Consider the following 25,046-nt stretch of genomic DNA (forward strand, 5'->3'; position numbering starts at 1 on the left):
AATAGCTTTGTGGGCTCACTGAGAATAGCTGTTAATTTGATAGATAATGCAGTTAAATTTACTGCTAATGTAGAAAAAGAAATAAAAGTGACTCTTAAAAGAAAAAATAGTAATTCATGTCTTTTTGAGGTTTTAGATCAAGGTGTGGGATTATCAGAAGCAGATTTTGAGAAAATATTTACTATATTTCATAGAATAGAAAAAAGAGATAGTTATACTCAAGGTAATGGCTTGGGCCTGGCAATTTGTAAAGGTATAGTAGTTGCTCACTATGGAAAAATAAAAGCATATAGTGATGGGGAAGGTTTAGGTAGTATTTTTAAAATAACTCTACCTCTTCAATTAAAGATCAAATAGCTATTCAAGCATTGCACTGTAAGTAACAGAGATAAAATAAAATGATAAAAAAATATTAATAGTTGAAGATGAGCCACAAATTAAGAAATTTTTGGAAAAAACTTTTTTAGTTCTTGGTTTTGATGTTGAGAGCGCTATGACAGCATTTGAAGCAACTAAACTTTTGAGAGATTATCTACCTAATGTAGTTATTTTAGATTTAGGTTTACCTGACTTAGATGGTCAGGAGTGGTTAAAAGAAGTTCGAGGTCATGGAAATAATGTAGCAATAATTGTTGTTTCTGCTCGTAGCGATACTGAAGAAGTAGTCAAGGCTTTAGAGAATGGGGCAAATGATTATGTAAAAAAACCTTTTGATATGCCTGAATTAATAGCTAGAGTTAAAAGACAATTAGTAACTATCGACATACGATCCAGAGATACACTAAATACTTATACATTTCAAAATTTAGTAATAAATCTTGATGATCATAGAGTGCTTTTAGATAATCAAGAGATACATCTATCAAAGAAAGAATTCTTAATTTTAAATTCTTTGGTAAAACATTCAGGTAAGCTTATTGTGCAGAACACCCTTTTAAATGAAGTGTGGGGAGGCTGTTATGGAGATGGGGCACAATATTTGAGGGTTTATATAGGTCAGTTAAGGAAGAAGTTATCAAAATGCAAGAAACAGCCATTAATAACGACTGAAAATGCCATAGGATATCGTTTTATAGAAGCTGATTAGTAGGTATATTTATATTTTATGCTTTCATCTTTTTTAGGCCCTGATATTTTCCAATCCAATTTAACCTGATTGTTGGAAAAATTTAGTTTTGCAGAATATAAATCATCAACACACACATGTTTATTTTCACTCTGCCAACAGTTCTTTTCTATTGGAATTAAATCAAAGAGAGTCACTAAATTATCATAACCGAAGCGAGAGTGATATAGTCTAATCCGTTTCGTATCGAGCTGTTCCCAAACATATTCATTCTCTATATTTATCAGGCGTTGAGAGTCCACAAGTTTAAGTACACCATTTTCTTTGAAAATAATTTTATTATTTTGTTGCTTTATTGTAACTGAACCTTTACCAAAACCATTCCAGCTGGTTTGAGATGTTACACCAGATGATGCAGAAAATTCAAAAAATTTTATTTTGACTAATTCAGAAAATAAATTCATGAGTAAATTAAATGGTTTAGATTTAGCAATAGGCTTAATTATAGTGGAAATTTAATATATTAGTCAGCATTGTTTGCTTAGTCGTTAAAATATATATATTATTCATAACGCTCATTAAAAAAACATAGCTAATATATGAATTCTAGATCTGTAGGCTCAGTCTTACTTATAATCGGGACTACTATTGGAGCTGGCATGCTTTCATTACCTTTGATCGTTGCATCGTGTGGTTTTGTGATGGCAATAGTTTTACTAGTTTTATCATGGAGTGTGATGTACATGACGGCTTTAAAGTTATTAAAAGTTTGTGCAGACTTCCCATTGGGTGTTAATTTTACAACTATGATGCAGACAAGAGTATCAAAAGTATATCTAGTATTTTTTAGTATTATTTATTTGTTATTACTATATTCTTTGATGTCAGCCTATACAACGCAAGGCTCAGTATTAATAGGATCAATTGGTAATATTAATGTAGAAGGAAAGTTTAATGTCGCTATTTCAGCATTAATATTTACTCTAATTTTTGGCATGCTTATGTTTAGCTATAAAGTTGGTGATTATGCTAATAGGTTTTTTGTGATGCTTAAGTTTTTGTTTTTTGCCATCGCTGTTATAATAATGCTATTTTATATTAACCCAAAGTATTTAAGTAGCGGACCTCTTACACTATCAGCATTTATATTTGCTTGGCCAACTTTGCTTCCATCTTTTGGCTTTCATAATATTATTCCTGTTATTTATGAGTATCAAAAAGGCGATATTAGAAAAATTAAAAAAAGTATATTTATTGGAAGTATAAGCGTTTTAGTTATTTATATTGTTTGGATACTTTTAGCTCTAGCTTTAGTTCCTCAACAAGGTTTACATAGCTATCAATCTTTGTTTTTCTCTGGTGATAATACCCCAGGTGGATTAGTTAGTCAGATCAAAGCTGTTTCGGATTCAAAGGTTTTAGAAATAGGATTAAATCTATTTATTCATATAGCAGTAATTACATCATTCATAGGGGTTGGAATTTCTTTGATGCACTATGTGCGTGATTTATTCGCTAAATATGATAGTCAAATAGGTAATATAGCGCTTGGGTTAATATGTTTTATTCCTCCTTTAATATTTACTATATTTTATCCACAAGGTTTCATATTAGCTTTGCAGTATGCCGCAATCTTTGCTGTAATAATATTTGTTTATACTCCATCATTTCTCAGTAAAAATGAAAAGCCTAAAATAAATTATTCAAATATATATGTGATATTTATGGGAAGTTTGGTAATTCTTTTTCAGCTTTTCAATTTGAGCCTAACTATTAACCCTTTTGGGAGTTAATATCTGAATAATTATAAATAATTATTAATTTCCTAATATTTCCACTTCCCAAGGTAGTCAGAAATTTATTCGTAAAGCAAGATCTTTAGTAGAGTTATTAGCATTTATTTGAACGAAATTGTTAATCATATCTACAGATTTACTATTAAATATAAGCTAGCAGTAGGATTAAAACTAACCTTAATTTAAATTTCTTTATAATTGTTAATGATAAAGTTTAATACCATAAGTATAATACAAAATTAAAGGGTTAAAAGTTAAGAGTAAAGGTATGGTAGTTCATAAGTTTGGTGGTAGTAGTTTAGCTACAGCAAAAAAAATAAAAAAAGTTGCAGATATAATTGAATGTAAAGAAGAAACTGTAGTTGTTTCAGCTTCTGGAAAAACTACTAAAAATTTACAAGATGCTATCGCACAAGCAGTAAATGGCGATGATTATAGTAAGACAATTGGCCTAATATATGATCATCACAATCGGATTATGAGAGAATTATCATTAGATGTAAATGATCTATCTTCATCAATACTTGATGATCTTAATAATATAAAACATATTTTGAGTACAATTGTTATTACAGGCTTTTGCGTTGATAGTTTAAAGTTTTTTATACTAGGGTATGGTGAGATTTGGTCAGCAAGTATATTAAATGCTTATTTGTGCTCACAAGGTAAAAAATCTTGCTTTATAGATGCTTCAAAATGCTTATTTGTTAATGATAGCTGTTATCCGACTATTATAGATTGGAAAATGAGTCTTAAAAAGTTAAATGATATTCAGAATAACAATCCAGCTGATGTGTATGTGGTGACAGGCTTTATCGCTCAAAATAAACATGGCAAAAGAACAATACTTGGGCTAAATTGCAGTGATTATTCAGCAGCAATTTTTGCTAAATTAATGAATGCTAATCAGTTATACATCTGGACAGATGTGGCTGGAGTTTATAGTGCTAATCCTCAAGTAGTTCCAGAGGCAATGCCATTAAAACAGTTAACATATAAGGAAGCTCTTGAACTTGCATACTTTGGTGCTTCAGTTGTACATCCATTAACTATAGCGCCAATGGCTAGCGAGAATACCCCTATATATATTAAGAGTAGTCAGGCTCCTGATCAACAAGGTACTAAAATAAGTTCTGACCAAGATAAGGAACAGGGACTTATTAAGGGGCTAACTAGTGTATCAAATGTTGCGATAGTTAGGGTTCAAGGAGCAGGAATGATAGGTGTTTCTGGTATTTCTATGAAGGTGTTTAATGCTTTAGAGCGAGCAAAAGTTTCAGTGATGATGATATCACAGGCTAGCTCTGAATATTCTATTTGCTTTGCAATTGATAGCTTTGATATAGATAAAGCGATTGATGGTCTAAATCAAGAATTTGATAAGGAGATAAAAAATAATCTAATAGAAAATATAATAGTTGATAAGCATTATTCATTAATAACGGCAGTAGGTGAAGGAATGAGAGCTAAGCTTGGTTCTTTAGCGAAACTAGTTAATTCACTTAAATTAGCAAATATTAATATTCACGCTATAGCACAAGGTTCATCTGAAAGAAGTGTTACATTTGCAGTAAAAGCAGAGGATGAGAATAGGGGGGTGCAGGTAATGCATCGCCATTATAATACTATTAGTGATGATGTTGCTATAGCTGTTATTGGAGCAGGTAACATAGGACGGGCTTTTATTCAGCAGTTAAAACAGACATATGAAAGTTGGTATGCCAATGGGGTAAATTTGGTATTGATTGGTGTTACTAATTCAAAAGTTATGAAAACTGTTTATGAGAATTTACTATTTGAAAATTTAGATAGTTTATTACTTGAAAATACTGAGCAAGTAAACCTGACTAAGCTAGCAAAGTTCATATCTAGAGCATCTGCCACCAAGAAAATACTTATTGATGCTACTGCAAGTGAGGATGTATCAAAAGAATATACTCAGTTTTTACAAAAAGGTATAAGTGTTATTACTCCAAATAAGTATGCTAATTCAGGTAATTATGAGTACTATCAAGAAATAAGAAAAACAGCTAATATAAATGGTACAAATTTTTTGTATGAGACAAATGTTTGTGCGGGTTTACCTCTATTAAATACACTTCAGAATATGGTTCAAAGTGGGGATAAAATTTTATCTATTAATGGAATATTTTCGGGAACATTAAGTTATTTATTTAGCAAATTAAATGAAGGTGTAAGTTTTGCGGATGCTGTTAAGATGGCGTATGATGCTGGATTTACTGAGCCTGATCCTAGGCAAGATCTATCTGGTATGGATGTTGCTAGGAAAACAATAATTTTAGCAAGAGAAATAGGTTTGAATATTAGTATTAGTGATTTAGTAATAGAAAATTTAGTACCAGAAAAATTAAGAGATTGTAGTGTCGAAGAGTTTTTTGCAAGGTTGCCAGACTTTAATAGTCAAGTGATGCAAGAGATTGAGATCAAAAATCAAGGTCAAGCAGGCGTCCATTATATTGGTTCTATAAGTAATAATAAGGCTAATGTTGGTATCCAAGCATATACTAGTGATAGTCCATTTGCTAATGTAAAAAATACGGACAATCTTATAATGATAACAACACAAAGATACGGACAATCGATGGTTATACAGGGAGCTGGAGCAGGTGTTGAAGTAACAGCAGCAGGAATATATGCTGATACCATAGCTGTGATAAATAAGAGGTAAATGAAATATGGAAATATCGAATGATATAAATTCAGCTACTGCTTTTGCTCCAGCAACTAGTGCAAATTTTGCAGTTGGCTTCGATTTGCTTGGATTTGCTTTGGAAGGGGTTGGAGATGCTGTCAAGCTTGTTAAAAGGCAAGATTCTAATATTGTAATTCAAGAAATATCAGGTGTAATTGGCGCAGAAAAACTTCCTTATGCAAGTCACAAAAATGTTGCAACAGTAGTTATTCAAAAATTTTTAAAAGACAATAATGTTTCTGTAGGACTTGATGTATATATAAAAAAGGGGATAACACTTGGTTCAGGTATGGGAGGTTCAGCATCATCTGCTGTAGCAGCACTAATAGCATTGAATGCATTTTTTGATAAGCCATGCTCAAATGATGAACTTATTGACTATGCAATATACGGAGAAAGTATTGTATCTGGGTCTTTTCATGGAGATAATGCAGTACCATGTTTGTACGGAGGTTTAGTCTTGCTCCAAAACTCTAGGCCTTGTAAGAAGATTCAACTTCCAACAATAGACTGTAATGTTGTGATTATATGTCCTGAGCTTTCGATAGAAACAAAAAAAGCTCGTGAACTCTTAAAAAGTCCATATGATTTGACAACCATCGTGGAGCATGGATCATTCTTAGCTACAGCAATTAGCGCTTTATATACGCAAGATTTAGATTTATTATCACAAAGTTTAAAAGATGTTCTGATTGAGCCTAGACGAGCACAATTGATTACTGGGTATTATGATGTTCAAAGGTCATCTTATGAGGCTGGAGCTCTTGCATGTGGGATATCTGGATCCGGTCCAACAATGTTTGCTTTAGTGAAAAAAGAGAAGTGTGCCAGTAAGGTGGTTGCTGCCATGCAACGTGAGTTTTTGAACTATGGGTTAAAGTCTGAAGCTTGGATTAGTTGTATGAGTAATAAAGGCGCATACTTAATAGAAAAAAATTAAAAAAGGGAAGAATTATGGATTTTGTGAGTACTAGAGATAGCAGCATAAAGGTTTCATTAAGTGAGGCTATACAATCAGGACTAGCGCCGGATGGAGGGTTATTTGTACCGAAGCAATTTCCTAGAATTAAATGGGGTGAATTTAGTAAAGAGTTAACTTATTCTGAGTTCGCTGCAAAAATGTTAAAAGATTTTTTTGAAGGTGATGAGTTAGAACCTCATTTAAATAAAATCTGTAAAGAAGCTTTTACTTTTGAGCTTCCTGTTAAACGTTTAGATAAAAAAACATCTATCTTGGAATTATTTCATGGACCAACTTTGTCATTTAAGGATTTCGGAGCAAGATTTTTAGCTAGTTGTTTGAGCTTAACTACGAGTGAAAAACCATTTACTATTTTAGTGGCAACCTCAGGAGATACCGGATCAGCGGTAGCTGCAGCATTTCACGGTAAAGAAAATGTTAAAGTTATAGCTATGTTCCCTAAGGATAAAATTTCTAAAAGGCAAGAAAAACAAATAACCTGTTGGGGGGATAATATCCTCGCAGTAGAGGTTGAAGGAGTTTTTGATGATTGTCAATCTTTGGTTAAAAAAGCATTTGAAATACCCTGGTGGTCTAAGAGAACAAAGCTAAATACTTCAAATAGTATTAATATTGGTCGTTTACTGCCTCAATCAACTTACTATGCTTATACTTCATGGCAATACTTTCTAGATACTGGAAAAAAAGCTAATTATATAGTGCCATCTGGTAATGTAGGCAATATTACAGCAGCTTTCTGGGCGAAGGAAATGGGGTTTCCAATAGGTGAAATCGCTATGAGCCTAAATGCTAATGACACAATGGTTGATTACCTTAATTGTGGGGAATTTAAACCAAAGGCTAGTATAGAGACATTAGCAAATGCTATGGATGTAGGTAATCCAAGTAATTTTGAAAGGTTATTACACTTACATCAAAATCATTCAAATTTTAGTAAGCATATAAAAGCTATGAGTGTCAGTAATATTGAGATCCAAAAAGAGATAAGACGAGCATATTCTGAATATAATGAAATCATTTGTCCTCATACTGCTACAGGATTATTTGCGCGATCAAAAATTCTATTGGATAAAGATGTTATTATAGTCTCAACAGCCCATCCAGCAAAGTTTGAATCGGTTATTGAGCCAGTGCTGAATATAAAAATTTTACCAACAAAGCAGTTGCAAAAACTTTTGGATAAAAACCAGAGTAAGGTTACCATACATGGATCAATGAATGAGCTTTGTGATATATATCAAAATCTATAATAAAAATTCTAACTGATTATTTTTACTCAAAAGTATATAATGCATACTAGATTAATATAAAAGATTAAAAGTATTCTTATGAGATTTGTTGATGAGGTAGTAATTAAGCTTCAAGCGGGAAATGGTGGAAATGGTTGTGTGAGCTTCCGTAGAGAAAAGTATGTCCCAAGAGGTGGTCCAGATGGTGGAGATGGTGGTCATGGAGGGAGCATTTATCTAAAAGCAGATGAAAATGTAAACACATTAATTGATTATCGTTATAAGAGAGAGTATTACGCTGAAAATGGCCGAGCTGGTGAGGGACGTAATTGTTATGGAAAAGCAGGAGAGGATTTATACCTTATTGTGCCCGTTGGCACTAGTGTTTTTGATTCTGAATCAAATAAAAAAGTTGGTGAGGTTTTAAAAGATGGCGAGCTTTTTAAGCTTGTTGCTGGCGGTAAAAGAGGGATAGGTAATACACATTTCAAAAGTAGTACTAACCAAGCTCCAAGAAAATTTACATTGGGTGAAGAGGGTGAGTATAGAGAAGTTCGCTTAGAGTTAAACTTATTGGCTGATATAGCATTGCTGGGCTTACCAAATGCTGGAAAATCTACATTGATTCGTTCAGTATCACAAGCTATGCCAAAAGTAGCAGATTATCCATTTACAACTATGTACCCACACCTTGGCGTGGTAAAAGTAGGGATTGATAGTTTTGTTATGGCAGATATTCCAGGCGTTATTGAAGGTGCTGCAGAAGGTGCTGGTTTAGGTCTTAGATTCTTAAAACATTTAACTAGAGCAAGGTGTGTTTTACATGTGGTTGATATTTGTCCTTTTGATGAATCAGATCCTGTTGAAAACTATCATGCTGTAGAAAGAGAGCTTGAAAAATATAGTGGAGACTTATTTAATAAACCAAGATTTTTAGTTATTAATAAAATTGATTTATTAGCAGGGCAGATTGAAGAAAAATGCCATGAATTTGTTAAAGAAATTGGTTATAAAGATAATTTTTATATGATATCGGCAGTAATGAAAAAAGGCACAGATGAATTAGCGAAGAAGCTTAATGAGTTTTTACAAAAACAAGAGTAAGAATAGATGAAGATAAAAAATCTTATATTTGGTTCGCCAATTCCAACAGCTAAGCATCATGAGCAAAAAATAGGATTATTTTCAGGGTTTGCGATATTGTCATCGAATGCCTTATCTTCAGTCTCCTATGCAACGGGTGAGGTTTTTATAGTTTTAGCTATGGCAGGCACGGCTGCGGTTACACAGTTTTCTATTGGTGTAGCTATCATGGTAATTCTATTGATTTTATTGATGGGATTTTCTTATGCCCAAGTTATTAAAGCTCATCCTGAAGGCGGTGGATCATATTCTATAGTTAAGACTCATTTTAATGAGAAATTACTTTTATTAACAGCAGCATCATTGATTATTGATTATATACTTACAGTCGCAGTATCAGTTTCTACAGCTTCTGTTGCCATAAGCTCAGCACTACCTGTGCTAAATGATTATAGTGTTGAGCTAGCATTAATTCTTTTAGTCTTTCTTATGGTTATAAATCTTAGAGGAGTAAAATCAACAGCAAAGATTTTTATATGGCCAACATATATGTTTATTGCATCAATAATTATAATGATAGTTGTAGGTGTTTATCAGCATACGCACTCTTCACTGTATGTGTTTGAGTATACTCAAAGCCATCTCGATCAGATGCATGCATCTATAGGAGTTTTAACTATAACGCTTGTGCTTAGGGCTTTTTCATCAGGTAGTGCAGCACTTACTGGTATTGAGTCATATGCAAATGGAGTCTCTGCATATAAATCTCCAGTATTGTCAAAAGCAATATTTGGTCTGGTGTTGATGACGATGTTTTCAATAGTAATGTTTGCTGGCGTGACATTTTTAGCTGCAAAAATGAAAATATATCCAAGTTTTTCTGAAAGCGTATTATCACAAGTTGCTCATCAAGTACTAGGTAATGGTTTTTTATATTATTTCTTGCAAGCATCGACATGTTTAATTTTGCTTATGGCTGCAAATACATGTTTTACAGGCTTTCCAACCTTAGCTTCTATTATGAGTAAAGATCGTTATCTACCAGAACAATTACAACGTTTGGGTGATAGATTTGCTTTTAGGAACGGCATTTTGATGTTGACGATTTTATCGGCTATTTTGGTTATTATATTCGAAGCTAAAGTTAGTAGATTGATTCCATTATATGCTTTTGGAGTTTTTATTGCATTTACACTTTGTCAAGCAGGGCTTGTGAAATATTGGTACAGGTACAAACGTGTCTATAAAAGTTGGAGTATTAGAGCTTTTGTGAACGCATTTGGATGTGTTGCTACGTTTGTAGTGTTAATGACAATTGTTGAGAGTAAGTTTTTTGAAGGTGTGTGGATAGTAATAATTGCAATCGCAATTATTATGTATGTATTATACAAGATTAGAAATCATTATATAGAGAGAGAGTCTAGTTTAAGACTCAGCGTTGATGAAGCTGTTGTAAATGCTTGTGTGCATGAGAATGTGAAGCCTAAAATAGTCCTTTTAGTTTCACGTATTCACCGCGGTACAATAGATGCTCTCCAATTATCGCGAAATATATCTGACGATATTACGCCAGTTTTTGTTTCTGCAGATGAGAAAAAAATAGAGAGTATGAAATCTCAGTGGAAAAATTTGGTTTTTAAAGAAAAACTTCTTATATTAAGACCAATATACAATTCATTTATAACTCCTGTACTGCAAATTCTGCATAAAAATGATCTCAGAGATCCTGATAGAGGATATTCTGTGGTGGTTATTCCGGAAGTTGTGAATACAAAATGGTGGCATTTTTTGTTACATAATCAAAATTCACGTATGGTTAAATTAGCTATCGCAGCTATGGATAAAAAAGATCAGAAAACAGTCACAAGAGTAGTGATATCAGTACCATACAAAGCAGAATAAATTATATTTATCAGTTATAGTGCGTAATTCAGAAGAATAAAGTAGTGGAAAGTTCATGACCCTTGTTTGTTTGTGGGTTGATTATTGCTTAGCAAGCAGCTGTTAATGTCTTGCCAGATGTCTTTGTGTCTGTAGCCAAGGTTGAATAATGTCAGTGCTATTTAGGTTTTGATTTTTAGAAAAAATACTGAATAAACTAATTAATGATTGATTAGAAGATGAACAATAATACTAGCAAAATAACCAATAGCTATAACCCACGTCCATTTTAGATGTCCCATAAAAGTATACTTTCCTTTTGATCTACCCATTACAGCAACTCCAGCAGCCGAGCCTATGGCAAGTAAACTACCACCAACTCCAGCAGTTAAAGTTATTAGTAACCATTGAGCATGTTCCATAGAAGGGTTCATGCTTAGTACAGCAAACATTACAGGAATATTATCTATTATTGCTGATAATATTCCTATGATGGTATTTGCTTGGGTGTGAGCAGAGAATATACTAGGTGCGATAGATTGCATATCAGTATATATGTATTGTGAAGCTATACCTAGATATCCTAAGGCAGCAAGACCTTGTACGGAAACTAGTATCCCGTAAAAGAAAAGTAGAGTATCCCATTCAGCCTCTTTAACTTTATCAAATATATTAAAAGCATGAGCAGGCATTTTATGCCCTTGAGGTTTTTTATTTTCTAGAGCTATTTTTATACCATAGAAATAGTTGTAGATCATGACGTATCCAAAGCCAGTCATCATGCCTAAAGAAGGGGGGAGATGTAAGATATGTTCAAATGAAACCGCAGTTATAATCGTTAAAATGAAAAGTATTATAACTGGTATAGCTCCACGTTTAAAATAAACCTTCTCTTCAATAATTGATTGCGCTTCCATCTTTGGTACAAAGAAACTCATAATAATGGCAGGAACTAAAAAATTTACTAGTGAAGGTAAAAATATGGCAAAAAACTCTGTAAAACCAACGGCTCCAGTTTGCCAAACCATAAGGGTAGTGATATCACCAAATGGTGAAAAAGCACCGCCGGCGTTTGCGGCTACTACAACATTTACACATGCCATAGTAATAAATTTTTTATTATCTCGACCTATTGATATTACAACGGTACTCATAACTAATGCCGTGGTTAAGTTATCAGCAACAGAGGATAGGAAGAAAGATATTATTCCTGTTAGCCAAAAAGTTCCTAAATAGCCGAATCCAGCTCTTAATAAAGAGCTTTTTAGTTTTGCAAATACATTTCTATCTTCCATTAGGTTAATATAAGCCATAGCTACTAATAAGAATAAGAGTAGTTCACCATATTCTGTCATAATATGATCAAAATTGCTGTTTACAATATTATTAGCATCTAGCGATTTTCCTACTAGAGCAACTAAAACCCATATTAAACCAGCAGCAATAATCACAGGTTTTGATTTGTTTAGCTTAGTAAAATCTTCTGTCATTACTAGTAAGTATGCGAGCACAAAAACTACAATAGCTGCAATAGCCAAAGGGTGACTTGTTGCATCAACACTTATAGCACTAAGTGTTTTTTCATCTTTTGCAAAAGATAATAATGGCAACATTATTGTTACTAGAATTAATATGATTTTTTTAGACATTATAGTTCAAATAAGAATCTTCAATAATGACTATTATAGCATTCTGATTTATATAGTTAAGAAAAATACTTTTAAGGTTGTGAATTTATGTTTAAACTATACTAAGTTGGTAACATATATTAGATTACATGTTATAATAATTGGTTACCTAATAAATAAGATATAAAAAGGTTTTTGATTATATGTGGAAATATTCTCCATTAAAGACGATTTTAATCCTAGGGCCTATGGTGTTTGCCTTTGCATTAGCTATGGATGTCTATATGCCCGTGTTGCCGGAAATGCAAAAAGATCTAAATACAAGTCAGTCAATGGTGCAGGCTACTTTGTCATTGTTTTTGATAGTTACGGGTGTAGGACAATTGTTTCTAGGTCCAGTGTCAGATCAGATTGGTAGATTTAAAGTTATGGTTCTATCATCATTATTGTTTTTACTTGGCTCAATATTATGTGCTATGTCATATACTATTAATTTTTTGATTTTTGCTCGAGTGATTCAGGCGTTGGGGTGCTGTGGCTTGTCTGTATGCGCTTTTGCAATTATCAGAGATGTGTTTTCTGGTAAGCAAAGTTCAATGATATATAGTTTAATTAACGCAATTATATCTATATCACCAATTATTGGTCCGATTATTGGGGTTAAGCTAGCCTTGCACTTTCCTTGGTATTCAGCTTTTATATTTTTAACGATATTATCATTAATAACTTTTATAGTTGTAATGGTCTTCGTTAAGGAAAGCCTGCCTGTAGAAAGGCGTAAAAAAATGAGTCTAAATATTTTTGTTAGATACTCGCAAGTAGCAAGATCGTTACAATTCTGGACTTATTCGCTAAGTGCTGTTGCAGGAATGACTTCTTTTTTTATCTTGTTTTCAATGACTCCTTATATTATTAAATATTTGGGTTATCCAATTTCTAAAATATATAGTATGTTTGGCTTAGCTGGTTTAGCATTTTTACTTGGTTCATTGTTTGCCGGTGGAATTGTAAATATGTTTGGTGTTCGGAAAACCGCTATTTTAGGGGTGATATTTATATTTATAGCAGGGGTTACATCATTCACCATTTATATAGTAAACGGTCTAAGTTTATGGGGATTTTTTGCACCGTGTTTTTTTGCTACATTTGGTTGCGCATTGACTACTGGTACAGGAGCTAGTGGCAGTATGGAACCTTTTTATGCGATAGCTGGAGTAGCTGCAGCATTATTTGGTACAATGGAATTTGCTTTAAGTGGTATAATTGGTAATATTGCAATGTCATTTCCAGCAACAACCTCACTACCTATTGCTGTGACAATGATTATTATGTCTGTAGTTTGTTTCACTCTTTTGATGCTATGTAAAGAAAAATAATATTCTTAATCTAATTAGATATCTTGTAAGAAGACTAGTTTTGCTTTGTAATTTATTTTTTTTGTAAAAGCTTTATTGTAATATCTAATCAAAATAGATTATTGATACAAGAATAAGGTATGCAAAATATGAGAAAAAGACTTCTGATCGCAGGTGTTGTGACAATGTTAATGTCATCAACAGCAATGGCTAATGATTTCAAATTAACTGTTGATAACCAAAGTAAAGCCTCAGGATTACAGTTGTTTTCTAGTACTGATTCTAAAAATACAAAAAATCTTAAAAAAGGTAAGAATGATTTTAAGCTATCTACTAGAAATCAGTATCAAATTAGAATTCCTAATAAGCAAATTATGGCTTCTATTAAACAGGATTCATCAAGCTTTGTAGTTCAGGAGACACCAGCAACAGCTACTTCAGGATTGCAAAAAATCAAAGTTAATATTTCGACATCAAATGGTTCGTCAGGTTCATATTCAGCTATAATTCCAGCAGACCCTAAAGGTGTCTGCTCTAATGATATGGGAGGAATAGTATGTAGGTTAGGAGAATCTGTGCCAAGTTCTATTTCAATCAAATTAACAGGAGGTGAAGCTCCGAAGCCAGTTGCGGAATATATTTATGATGCAGGTAAATGGGATGGTTCTAAAATCTATCAGGTTCGATATAGCCCTACTCTTTATCCTAAAGTTACGTATGCTAAGGATAAGAAAGAGTATGTTGGTTGTTGGTATGCTACTGGTCAAAACATTCCAGGTAAAGGAGACCCTTGGAGACTCTATAATAAGATGAAAAATGTTTGTAGTCAGTAATTTATAAAATTAAATTTTTTGAAAAATAGTTGTTGTTTTAATTCGGTAAATGTCTCATCTTGTTTCTTTGTTGTGTATGGAAGTTATTTTATTTACTATATTGTTTGGCGTAATTTTTTATAAAAAATGATAAGTCTAAAATTACTCAATATTTCCTTTATACAGCTATTTGTGATATTATCTGGAAACTAAATAATAGATAAAAATCTACTTCTTAAACTTATAAGGTCTAATATGAATTTCGAGCTTGCTAGAGAGAATATGATTAAACAACAGGTTCTTACTGAAGGACTTTCTTTGGATGGAGTTGCTATGATAATGGCAAATGTTCCTAGAGAAAATTTCTTACCTGACGAGTTACAAAACCTTGCATACTGTGATACAAACTTGATGATTGGAGATAAGGAGCTTAGGAGTCCCATGCTTACAGCTAGGCTCATTGAGGCTTTGAATATTGAAAATGATGAGAGTGTTCTAAAGCTTGGTTTAGAATGTGGTTATCCTGTAGCATTGCTTGCTAAAATGAGTAAGAATGTTGAGCTTATAGACTATAGTGAAGATCGATTAGGCTTAGTTAGACGTCAGCTTGCTGCAATTGGCATATATAATGTTGAGTTTAATAATGCTGAACACCTGATTAATATTAAACAAAATAAAAAAAAATATAATTGTATATATGTATCCAATGTAGTTAAAGAATGTGAGATTGATGATTCATTGCTTGATCTTCTTAGTTTGGACGGTAGGGTTGTATTTGTTGTACGCAGTGATGTATGTGATAAAGCTTATATTATTACTAAGACAGCTAAAGAAACATATAAAAAAAAGTTTCTCTTTGACACGTATAATAAGTAAGAGATTATGAAAAAGACCATTTTATATTTCATAGGTTTTCTGAGTTTTTTTATGACTTTTGCTAGTGAAGACACTTCTGTGCCTAAATATAATAGCGTTGGTAGACCTATAGGTACTGATGTTGCTCAAAATCCTTATAGCGTTGAAAAACAATATGCTAAAGTTAAGCAGATTAAAGAGGATAATAAGTTTTATAGCCTTAAAAAAGCTAGTGAAGTAGCAATGGTTGGAACTACCGAAGATAAATATTATAGTTTAGTTGATATTTATAAACTTGCCTCAGAGCATAATGCAGACTATCAAGCAGCTAGGTCAACATTTGCTGCAAATATTGAGACAGTACCAAAAGCTTTGGGAGCATTGTTACCGCAAATTGATTTTTCATATAATTTAAGAAGAGATGAGTATAATCAATTTGGTGGTAAGATTGGAGATACTTCTAATCAAATTAATTTTAGTGGAACTCAGACACTTTTTGATTGGAGTAAATGGAAAACTTACACTCAAGCAAATTATTTACAAAAATCATATGCGATGATATATGCTAAGGCTGAACAGACGTTAATAACAGATACCGTAACTGCTTATTTTGAGTTATTAAGGTCTGAGCAAGCTTTACAATTTCAGTTTGCTAATGAGGCCTGGAATAGAAAGTTATATTTAACGCAAAAATATCAATATAATTCAGGTATGGTATCTTTTGCAGATTTTAAGACTACTGATGCGCAGTATCGACAAGCAGTTGCTGATAGGGTTAATGCACAAAGAAATTTGATTAATGCAAAAGCAGTAATGGCTAAGCTTATTGGTAAACGAATAAGCTCTATTTTATATATATCTAAAGATACAGAGTTTGGCAATCCTACGCCTGATGATATCAATTATTGGTTGAATACTGCAGAGCAGTATAATTTAGATATAGCCCAGAAAAAATTTGAATATGAAGCCGCAGGAGAAGGTGTTGGTATTCAGTGGGGTAATTTTTTTCCTCAAGTTAATTTAGGTGGTGGAATTTTGATGACAGCAAATAGTTTGTCAGGGAACCAGGCTCAGATAGAAAGAATTCCTAAAAAATTTACTTCTGCAAATATCTCTGGCAATGTTAGTTGGAATTTATTGAGAGGTGGATCAGATTATGCTCAGCTTAAGCAGGCAAGTTACGATAACCAAGCGGCTGATTATGCATTGTTGCAAACTAAAAGAGAGGTGTATGCTGGGACTGTAGAAGCTTATCAAACTGTTGTATTAGATGCTGTGAAAATTGAAGCATATAGAAAGTCTGTATATTCAGGTATTGCTTCAGTCAAAGCTATTCTTGAGGGGTTTGAGGCCGGAACACAGACGATTGTTGACCTTCTTAACCGTCAGGCGATACTTGTGCAGGCGCAGCTGTCATTTGCAGATTCTGTTTTTAATTATGTTGAAGATTATGTTAAGTTGAAGCAATTACAAGGAAGCTTAACATATAAAGATGTAGAGTATGTGAATGGTATGCTTGGAAAAAATGATATAATTTCACAAATTGCAACGGAGTGATATAAATAATGGCTAATATCACAGCCTTTATTTTAGATTTTGAAAAATATCGAGTGGAAGATCTAAAAAAATGGCTTTTAAATAAGGTAGAGGCGTCAATACTTTCAAACAAGCAAAAAATATTTTCTCAATTTGTTAGATACTTTGTTTTTGAAGAATTTTTTGGGGTAGTTAGTCCTATTTTTTCTAGTAAGGCAAGTGGTAAGCCATATTTGAAGTGTAAAAAATATTTTTTTAATATAAGTCACACACATTCAAAGATTATTATAGTTGTTGCTGATAATGAAATAGGTGTTGATACTGAAATAGTTTCAAAAAAAAGAGATATTATGAGAATTGCAGAGCGATTTTTTAGCCAGTCAGAGTATCATAGTTTAGAAAATAGTACTTATGTCTACCATGATTTCTATACATTATGGTCATTAAAAGAGGCCCAAGTTAAAAGAAGTGCTTTAGGTATTGCAAAAGGTTTAAATAGTGCAATTTTTTATAAAAACATTCAAAATAATTGGGTTAGTAAAAGTTATCCTAATGATTTTTTCAGCTTTTATTGTGATGATATGGTAATCTCGATATGTTGCGATAATCTTAATTTAGGTGATATTGATTTATTTGAGATCGTTGATTTTAAGTTTGTGAAAAATAATCTCTAAGGAGAGTTGTTATGCCTTTACATAAAAATTCTATACCAAGTAGCTTTGATTTCTTCGAAGAATCTTTGCCTAAATCTAAGATACCTATTAATTCTCAAGATCCACAGTTAGTATATCGTGAAATCAAAGATGAGCTTATGTTAGATGGCAACTCTAAGCAGAATTTAGCAACATTTTGCCAAACTGAAGTTGATGATTTTATTCACAAACTGATGAATGATTGTGTTGATAAAAACATGGTTGATAAAGATGAATATCCTCAGACAGCAGAGATCGAAGCAAGGTGTGTTAATATCTTGTCCAATTTGTGGAATTCATCAGAGGAAAATTCTGTTGGTTGCTCAACGACAGGGTCATCTGAGGCAGCGATGCTTGGTGGTATAGCTATGAAATGGCATTGGCGTGATAAAATGAAGGCAAAGGGAAAAGATTATTCTAAGCCGAATCTTGTAACAGGGCCTGTTCAAGTTTGTTGGCATAAGTTTGCTAAGTACTGGGATATTGAGCTAAGAGAAATACCAATGTCGAAAGATAGTTTAATAATGACTCCAGAGGCTGCTATTGAAAGATGTGATGAAAATACAATAGGAGTAGTTCCAACTCTTGGTGTAACTTTTACTGGGCAATACGAGCCAGTGGAAGATGTTTGTGAAGCTCTTGATAAGTTTGAGAGAGAGACTGGTATAGATATACCCGTACATGTCGATGCAGCTTCAGGTGGTTTTTTAGCTCCATTTATAAATCCAGAGCTTAAATGGGATTTTAGGCTCCCAAGAGTTAAATCAATAAATGCCTCTGGTCATAAATTTGGACTATCACCTTTAGGTGTTGGTTGGATTTTATGGAGAGATAAGCGAAGTCTACCAGAAGATTTGGTTTTTAATGTAAACTATCTTGGTGGTAATATGCCAACGTTTGCCTTAAACTTTTCAAGACCTGGTGGCCAGATAGTTGCACAATACTATAACTTCGTTAGACTGGGCTCTGATGGGTATAAAAAGATTCATCGTTTAAGCTACGATATAACTAAATATCTTGCTCAGAAGCTTGATAGTATGGGGATCTTTGATATTATTCATGATGGTGAAAATGGTATTCCAGCAATAAGCTGGTCACTTAAATCAGGTAAGAATTATAGCTTATTTGATATATCTGAAAAAATAAGGTCTAAAGGATGGCAGATAGCAGCTTATTCTATGCCTAAAGGTAGGGAAGATTTAGTCGTGATGAGGATCTTAGTGAGGAAAGGATTTACTTTTGATTTGGCTCAACTTATGCTTAGGGACTTAGTGTCGGTGATTGAATCTTTAGAGAGCGATCAAAGTAAAATTAATAAAGAAGGTTTTTCACATTAGATTTGATGAGTATATAAAGAAAAGGAGTTGCTAATTGAATAATAAGAATATGAGCTTTAATGCTAGAATATTACATACTGTTGGGTTTGAGTTTTTTGGAATTATTATTTTTACTCCTTTTGCAGTTTATGTATTAAATGAAAGTGTATTCAATATAGGGGTTATAGCTATAGTTATTTCATTAATAGCGATGTTGTGGAATCTTATATATAATTATATCTTCGATTTAATAGAAAATTTTGTTGGGCACCATAGGTCTAAAAGAAAACTAATCATTCGTATAATACATGCATTACTTTTTGAATTAGGTCTGTTAGTGGTTACTTTACCTCTTGTGGCATATTGGCTGAATATGAGTTTACTGACAGCCTTATTTGTTGATATGGGATTTGTTGTTTTCTATCTTATCTATGCTTTTATATATAATTTTATTTTCGATAAAATATATTTTGGATTTGTTTTAGATAAACAAGCTTTAATCTAGTCTATCTGTTTTCTTGCAAAAAAATTATATTAGAATTTGGGGTGAGATAAGCCATTTGAAAACAAGTGATATTTTTGATTATTTATTAGTTTAAATCTTGATATAATAGTTGGGTTAATAATCCTTTTCGAGAAAAGACAACATTATGTGTGGAGTAATCGGAGTCGCAGGGCCTGGTCAGGTCAGTTATGCATTGTTTGATGGTTTAAGTTTATTGCAGCATCGAGGTCAAGATGCTGCTGGTATAACTACTATGCACAATGGGCATTTTTTCACTCGCAAGAATACAGGTCTAGTAAATGAAGTTTTTACGGATGATAAGCTTGCTAAGTCACTTGGTAATATGGGTATAGGCCATGTTCGTTATCCTACTGCTGGTAGCTTAGGAGCTGCAGATAGTCAGCCTTTTTATGTGAATAATCCTCATGGTATAGTTTTTGCTCACAATGGTAATCTTACAAATGTTTCAGAATTAGCACAAATGCTTCACGATATAGAGAGAAGGCATTTAAATACTTCTTCAGATTCTGAGCTTTTGTTAAATTTCTTTGCTTGTGGGATGAATAAATCTAGAGGGGCCCCGACAACTCAAGCGGTTTATAAAGCTTGTGAGTTTGTATTTAAACACGCTCATGGAGGATATGCTTGTACGGCAATGATTGCAAATCTTGGTTTAATTGCATTTAGAGATCCTCATGGTATACGTCCACTTGTTCTTGGTGTGAGAGAGGAGAAAAATGGTGAAAAATCTTATATGGTTGCTAGTGAAAGTGTATCATTAGATATTTCAGGTTTTACAGTTTTACGTGATGTTGAGCCTGGTGAAGTTATTGTGATTACAGAGGATCGTAAAATTTATTCTAAAATATGTGCAAAAAAACCAGTTTTAACACCTTGTCTCTTTGAGTATGTGTACTTTGCTCGTCCAGACAGTATAATGAATGGAGTAAGTGTTTATCAGGCAAGAGTTGATGCTGGTAAATTATTGAGTAAACGTATTAAAGATGTATGGAAAAAAAATCAAATAGATATCGTAATTCCAGTGCCTGAAACAGGTAGAGCTTCTGCTCAAGAAATAGCAACGGCTTTAGGAGTAGAATATAGAGAAGGCTTTGTTAAAAATAGATATATTGGGCGTACTTTTATTATGCCAGAGTCAGTTGATCGTAAGAATTATGTTCGCCGTAAACTAAATCCTATTCCTGCAGAGTTCAAAGATAAAAACGTTTTGTTAGTTGATGATTCTATCGTCCGTGGTACAACATCTCAAAGCATTATAGAAATGGTGAGAGATTTTGGAGCTAAGTCAGTATATTTGGCATCGGTATCACCAGCAGTGTGCTATCCTAACGTATATGGCATAGATATGCCAGTTAAGTCAGATCTTATTGCTCATGGTAAATCAGTCGAAGAAGTTCGGCAATGGATTGGGGTTGATGGACTGATATATCTACCTCTTTGTGATTTAAAGAAAGTAGTACAAATACAAAATCCAAATATTACAGAGTTTGAGGATAGTGTCTTCTCCGGAAATTATATTACTGGTGATGTTGATGAAGCCTATCTTGATCAACTAGAAGCTCAAAGAAAAAAACTTAAAGAATTAGAGAAAAAACTCAAAGGATTTGACAACTGATGATTAAGATCTTTGAAGGCTTAAGTGCCTTGTCACCATTTAAAAGAGAAAAAATTATAGCTGATGCCAAAAAAATATCTAGCAACTTAATTTCAATATCTGCCAAATATATACATGTAGTAAAGCTTGATAGTAAGTTAACTGCTAAGCAAGAGCAAATCATAGAATCTTTACTTAATTATAATAAGGAATATGGTCAAGCACTTGAATTGAACGGGGAAAGCTTTATAACAACCCCAAGAGTAGGAACTATTTCACCTTGGTCATCCAAAGCTACTGAAATAATTCTTAATGCCGGTATTAAGGAAGTAATTAGGGTCGAAAGAGTGGTGCTTTTTAACATTGAAGGAAAGGTATCCACCAATGAGCTTAAAATGATACAAGCTCTAGTACATGATCGTATGATAGAAGAAATATTTGTGGATATAATTGATTTAGAGCGTTTATTTAATGTGGCAGTTCCAAAAGAATTAGAATCTGTGGATGTGTTAAGTAATGGTGTCCAAGCTATTAAAGATGCAGATATTAAGCTAGGATTAGCATTGAGTAATCAAGAGATAATTTATTTGGCTGAGGAATATATAAAAATTGGTAGAAACCCAACTGATACCGAGCTTTATATGTTTGCTCAAGCGAACTCAGAGCACTGTCGGCACAAGATATTTAATGCAAAATGGACTATTGATGGCAAGGAGCAGAAAAACTCTCTTTTTAAGATGATTCGTAATACGACCAATTGTTCACCTGATGGTGTACTCTCAGCATATAAAGATAATGCTTCTGTAATAGAGGGTACAACAGCTCGGAGATTTTATAGTAACCCTGAAACAGGTGTTTATAATTTTCATCAAGAAGAAGTAGATATTTTGATGAAAGTTGAAACTCATAATCATCCTACAGCTATTGCGCCATATAGTGGAGCAGCTACTGGGATTGGAGGAGAAATTCGTGATGAAGGGGCTACAGGTCTTGGTTCTAAACCAAAGGCTGGTTTAGCAGGGTTTACAGTTTCAAATTTAAACATTCCTAATTTTGAACAGCCTTGGGAATCTTATAAATATGGCAAGCCTAATCATATAGTTACACCTTTGCATATTATGCTGGAAGCTCCCATTGGTGCTGCAAATTACTCAAATGAGTTTGGCCGCCCAAATATTAATGGTTATTTTCGTACTTTTGAGCAAAAAGCTAAATCTTCAGTTGGTGAGGAGGTATTTGGTTATCATAAGCCAATAATGATTGCTGGTGGTATGGGTAATATAAAGCGTATGCATGTTGAGAAAGGCGATATAAAGGTGGGTGCTAAACTTATCTGTATCGGCGGCCCTGCAATGAGAATTGGTCTTGGTGGAGGGGCAGCTTCTTCGGTAGTATCTTCTAGTGCAAATTCAGAGTTTGATTTTGCTTCTGTTCAACGTGATAATGCTGAGATGGAACGTCGTTGTCAAGAAGTTATAGATAAGTGTTGGCAGTTGGGTGAAAAAAATCCAATTACATTTATCCATGATGTTGGTGCGGGGGGGATTTCAAATGCATTTCCGGAATTAGTAAAAGATGGTAATGTCGGTGGTCACTTTGAGCTTAGAAAAGTTATCGTTGGTGAGGAAGGGCTTTCACCGTTAGAAATATGGTCAAATGAGTCTCAAGAAAGATATGTTTTATCTATAAACCCTCAATCATTAGAGTTTTTTGAATCATTATGTAAACGAGAAAGGTGTCCATTTTCAGTAGTTGGAGAAGCTATTTCAGAAAAACATATCACGCTAAATGATGAGCATTTTAATAATAAGCCAGTTGATTTACCAATGGAACTTTTATTTGGTAATACACCACAAATGCACATTGATATAAATACTGTAAAAATCCAGCAAAGCTCTTTTGATATAGGTGCTATAAAGTTAGCTGATGCAATAGAGAGGGTATTAAAAGTTCCTGCTGTGGCATCTAAGTCTTTTCTTATTACAATTGGCGATAGAAGTATAACTGCTATGGTAGCTCGTGATCAGATGGTTGGACCTTGGCAAGTTCCTGTGGCTGATTGTGCGGTGACTACAGCTACTGTAGATAGTCAAACTGGTGAGGCTATGGCAATGGGAGAGCGAACTCTTGTAGCTGTTATAAATGCAGCTGCTTCTGGTAGATTAGCTGTAGCTGAAACTGTCACAAATTTACTTGCTGCTGATATTCAAAAGCTAGGTGATATTCGTTTATCTGCGAACTGGATGGTGGCTGCAAATCAAGGTGATGAAAATCAAAAATTATATGAGACTGTAAAAGCAATTGGTATGGAATTTTGTCCTAAATTAGGTATTGCAATACCTGTTGGCAAAGACTCAATGTCAATGAAAACTAAATGGTCAGATAGTGGTGAAAACAAATCTGTAACTTCACCTATGTCAATAGTTATCTCAGGTTTTTCACCAGTTACCAATGCCCGTAAGACTCTTACACCAGTGCTTGTGCGTGATACTGATGATACTATACTTTTACAGCTAGATCTTTCAAATGGTGCTGGTAGACTTGGGGGTTCATCTTTAGCTCAAGCATATAATCAGGTTGGTGATATATCTCCTGATGTAGAGGCTAATAGATTAAAAATTTTATTTGAGAATATTACTAAGTTAAAAGCTCAAAATAAAATATTAGCATACCATGACATATCTGATGGTGGTGTATTTACTACTTTAGTTGAGATGGTTTTTGCAAGTAGGTGTGGTTTAGATATAAACCTTAAAACTGAGGCTGTAATTACTAAACTTTTTGCTGAAGAAGTAGGGGTAGTAATACAAATTAAAGCTAGTGATGTTGTATTGGTTGAAGAGATGTTTAAAAATACTGAAATTGATCTGTGTGCAATTGCTAAGTTAAACTCTAGTTGTAGTATTAATATCATTCAAAATGGTGAAAATATTTATTCAAATACGCTTATACAGCTACAAAGATGGTGGGCTGAAACTTCATATAGGATTCAATCTATTCGTGATAATAGTGAGTGTGCGCAACAGGAGTTTGATAGTCTTTTAAATATTGATGATAAAGGTCTGCATTTGCATGCTACATTTGATATTGAAGAAGATATAACAGCTACATTTGTAAATACACAAAAACCCAAAGCAGCCATCCTAAGAGAGCAAGGCGTAAATGGACATGTAGAAATGGCAGCAGCATTTACAACCGCAGGCTTTGAAGCTTACGATGTGCATATGTCAGACCTTCATGCAGGACGAGTTAGCCTTGATGACTTTAAAGTACTTGTAGCTTGTGGTGGTTTTTCTTATGGGGATGTTTTAGGCGCTGGTGGCGGCTGGGCAAAAAACATTCTATTTAGTGAGAAATTAAAAGCTGAGTTTAGTAGGTTTTTTGGCCGTGAAGATACGCTGACATTAGGTGTGTGTAATGGCTGTCAAATGCTTGCGCAATTGAAATCATTAATAGCTGGAGCTGAAAATTGGCCAATATTTATTAAAAATAAATCTGAGCAATTTGAGGCAAGAGCATCGATGGTCGAAATACAAGAGTCAGATTCTATATGGTTTGAGGGTATGACTGGTACGCGAGCTCCTATTGCTGTAGCTCACGGTGAAGGACGAGCATTATTTGAGAACACAAATCATCAGCAAGAAATGCTTTTAAGCAATCAAGTAGCACTTAAGTTTGTGGATAACAATGGTGATATCACTGAGACTTATCCACATAATCCTAATGGTGCAGTAGCAGGTTTAACAGCTGTAACAGCTCTAAATGGTCGAGTTCTTGCGATGATGCCTCATCCTGAACGAGTTTATAGGGCTATTACAAATACTTGGATTCCAGCAGAATATGATGAGTATAGTGTTTGGATGAGAATGTTTAGAAATGCAAGAAAATGGGTTGGCTAGTTAGGTGATTATAAATGCTTACATATGGCTTCTAGAGAAGAGCGTTGTAAAATTTACTTTTTTAATTAACACTAGTTTGTTAT

At 33.5% G+C, this 25,046-nt stretch carries 18 protein-coding genes and 1 pseudogene; 17 read left to right on the plus strand and 2 right to left on the minus strand.

The window, feature by feature from the left end; translation table 11 throughout:
* Nucleotides 1–21: 21 nt before the first annotated feature.
* Both ACR0PV_RS00440 and ACR0PV_RS00445 read left to right on the plus strand, forming a co-directional pair.
* Nucleotides 22–357 (plus strand): annotated as a pseudogene (locus ACR0PV_RS00440) (sensor histidine kinase); the annotation flags it as partial.
* A gap of 52 nt (nucleotides 358–409) precedes the next feature.
* Nucleotides 410–1,087: a response regulator transcription factor gene (locus tag ACR0PV_RS00445; protein ID WP_488173923.1), complete on the plus strand. Its 678-nt coding sequence runs from the start codon at nucleotides 410–412 to the stop codon at nucleotides 1,085–1,087.
* On the opposite strand, the gene ACR0PV_RS00450 is transcribed toward ACR0PV_RS00445, so the two are convergent.
* Nucleotides 1,084–1,530, minus strand: a complete 447-nt coding sequence (locus ACR0PV_RS00450) for a DUF6314 family protein (RefSeq protein ID WP_488173099.1) — start codon at nucleotides 1,528–1,530, stop codon at nucleotides 1,084–1,086. The two genes, ACR0PV_RS00445 and ACR0PV_RS00450, sit on opposite strands and share 4 nt — an antisense overlap.
* 135 nt (nucleotides 1,531–1,665) lie before the next feature.
* Here ACR0PV_RS00450 and ACR0PV_RS00455 point away from each other — a divergent pair, with 135 nt between their 5' ends.
* From ACR0PV_RS00455 to ACR0PV_RS00480, 6 genes are all read left to right on the plus strand, one after another.
* On the plus strand, nucleotides 1,666–2,859 hold the full coding sequence (locus ACR0PV_RS00455; protein WP_488173100.1) for an amino acid permease: 1,194 nt from the start codon (nucleotides 1,666–1,668) through the stop codon (nucleotides 2,857–2,859).
* A 271-nt stretch (nucleotides 2,860–3,130) separates the two neighbouring features.
* Nucleotides 3,131–5,551, plus strand: a complete 2,421-nt coding sequence (thrA, locus tag ACR0PV_RS00460) for a bifunctional aspartate kinase/homoserine dehydrogenase I (RefSeq protein ID WP_488173101.1) — start codon at nucleotides 3,131–3,133, stop codon at nucleotides 5,549–5,551.
* 7 nt (nucleotides 5,552–5,558) lie between these two features.
* Complete coding sequence (locus ACR0PV_RS00465) at nucleotides 5,559–6,515, plus strand: homoserine kinase (RefSeq protein WP_488173102.1); 957 nt, start codon at nucleotides 5,559–5,561, stop codon at nucleotides 6,513–6,515.
* A 14-nt stretch (nucleotides 6,516–6,529) separates the two neighbouring features.
* Nucleotides 6,530–7,807: a threonine synthase gene (gene thrC, locus ACR0PV_RS00470; RefSeq protein ID WP_488173103.1), complete on the plus strand. Its 1,278-nt coding sequence runs from the start codon at nucleotides 6,530–6,532 to the stop codon at nucleotides 7,805–7,807.
* 78 nt (nucleotides 7,808–7,885) lie between these two features.
* Complete coding sequence (cgtA, locus tag ACR0PV_RS00475) at nucleotides 7,886–8,890, plus strand: Obg family GTPase CgtA (protein WP_488173104.1); 1,005 nt, start codon at nucleotides 7,886–7,888, stop codon at nucleotides 8,888–8,890.
* 6 nt (nucleotides 8,891–8,896) lie between these two features.
* Entirely contained in the window at nucleotides 8,897–10,771 is a 1,875-nt protein-coding gene (locus ACR0PV_RS00480) for an APC family permease (protein ID WP_488173105.1), read from the plus strand.
* Nucleotides 10,772–10,971: 200 nt separating this feature from the next.
* Here the strand turns inward: ACR0PV_RS00480 and nhaD are convergent, their stop codons facing one another.
* Nucleotides 10,972–12,399, minus strand: a complete 1,428-nt coding sequence (gene nhaD / locus ACR0PV_RS00485) for a sodium:proton antiporter NhaD (RefSeq protein ID WP_488173106.1) — start codon at nucleotides 12,397–12,399, stop codon at nucleotides 10,972–10,974.
* Between the two features lie 182 nt (nucleotides 12,400–12,581).
* Here nhaD and ACR0PV_RS00490 point away from each other — a divergent pair, with 182 nt between their 5' ends.
* The 9 genes from ACR0PV_RS00490 (at nucleotide 12,582) to purL (ending at nucleotide 24,963) form a co-directional block, all read left to right on the plus strand.
* Nucleotides 12,582–13,754, plus strand: a complete 1,173-nt coding sequence (locus tag ACR0PV_RS00490; protein WP_488173107.1) for a multidrug effflux MFS transporter — start codon at nucleotides 12,582–12,584, stop codon at nucleotides 13,752–13,754.
* Nucleotides 13,755–13,882: 128 nt separating this feature from the next.
* Nucleotides 13,883–14,566: a hypothetical protein gene (locus ACR0PV_RS00495; RefSeq protein WP_488173108.1), complete on the plus strand. Its 684-nt coding sequence runs from the start codon at nucleotides 13,883–13,885 to the stop codon at nucleotides 14,564–14,566.
* Nucleotides 14,567–14,800: 234 nt separating this feature from the next.
* Nucleotides 14,801–15,421 carry a protein-L-isoaspartate O-methyltransferase family protein gene (locus tag ACR0PV_RS00500; RefSeq protein ID WP_488173109.1) on the plus strand — a complete coding sequence of 207 codons (621 nt, stop codon included), beginning with the start codon at nucleotides 14,801–14,803 and terminating at the stop codon, nucleotides 15,419–15,421.
* Nucleotides 15,422–15,427: 6 nt separating this feature from the next.
* Nucleotides 15,428–16,957, plus strand: coding sequence for a TolC family protein (locus ACR0PV_RS00505; protein ID WP_488173110.1), 1,530 nt, complete (start codon nucleotides 15,428–15,430; stop codon nucleotides 16,955–16,957).
* Between the two features lie 8 nt (nucleotides 16,958–16,965).
* Nucleotides 16,966–17,610: a 4'-phosphopantetheinyl transferase family protein gene (locus tag ACR0PV_RS00510; RefSeq protein WP_488173111.1), complete on the plus strand. Its 645-nt coding sequence runs from the start codon at nucleotides 16,966–16,968 to the stop codon at nucleotides 17,608–17,610.
* A gap of 11 nt (nucleotides 17,611–17,621) precedes the next feature.
* On the plus strand, nucleotides 17,622–18,965 hold the full coding sequence (gad, locus tag ACR0PV_RS00515) for a glutamate decarboxylase (RefSeq protein WP_488173112.1): 1,344 nt from the start codon (nucleotides 17,622–17,624) through the stop codon (nucleotides 18,963–18,965).
* Between the two features lie 34 nt (nucleotides 18,966–18,999).
* Complete coding sequence (locus ACR0PV_RS00520) at nucleotides 19,000–19,449, plus strand: PACE efflux transporter (RefSeq protein ID WP_488173113.1); 450 nt, start codon at nucleotides 19,000–19,002, stop codon at nucleotides 19,447–19,449.
* Nucleotides 19,450–19,594: 145 nt separating this feature from the next.
* The gene (gene purF / locus ACR0PV_RS00525; RefSeq protein ID WP_488173114.1) at nucleotides 19,595–21,085 is read left to right on the plus strand and encodes an amidophosphoribosyltransferase; all 1,491 of its coding nucleotides are present in this window, start codon (nucleotides 19,595–19,597) and stop codon (nucleotides 21,083–21,085) included.
* Nucleotides 21,085–24,963 (plus strand): phosphoribosylformylglycinamidine synthase, encoded by a 3,879-nt coding sequence (gene purL / locus ACR0PV_RS00530; RefSeq protein WP_488173115.1) that lies wholly within the window; start codon nucleotides 21,085–21,087, stop codon nucleotides 24,961–24,963. The genes purF and purL overlap by 1 nt, the downstream gene beginning before the upstream one ends.
* Nucleotides 24,964–25,046 lie beyond the last annotated feature (83 nt).

The sequence above is a fragment of the Francisella sp. AG1 genome (assembly GCF_057683165.1).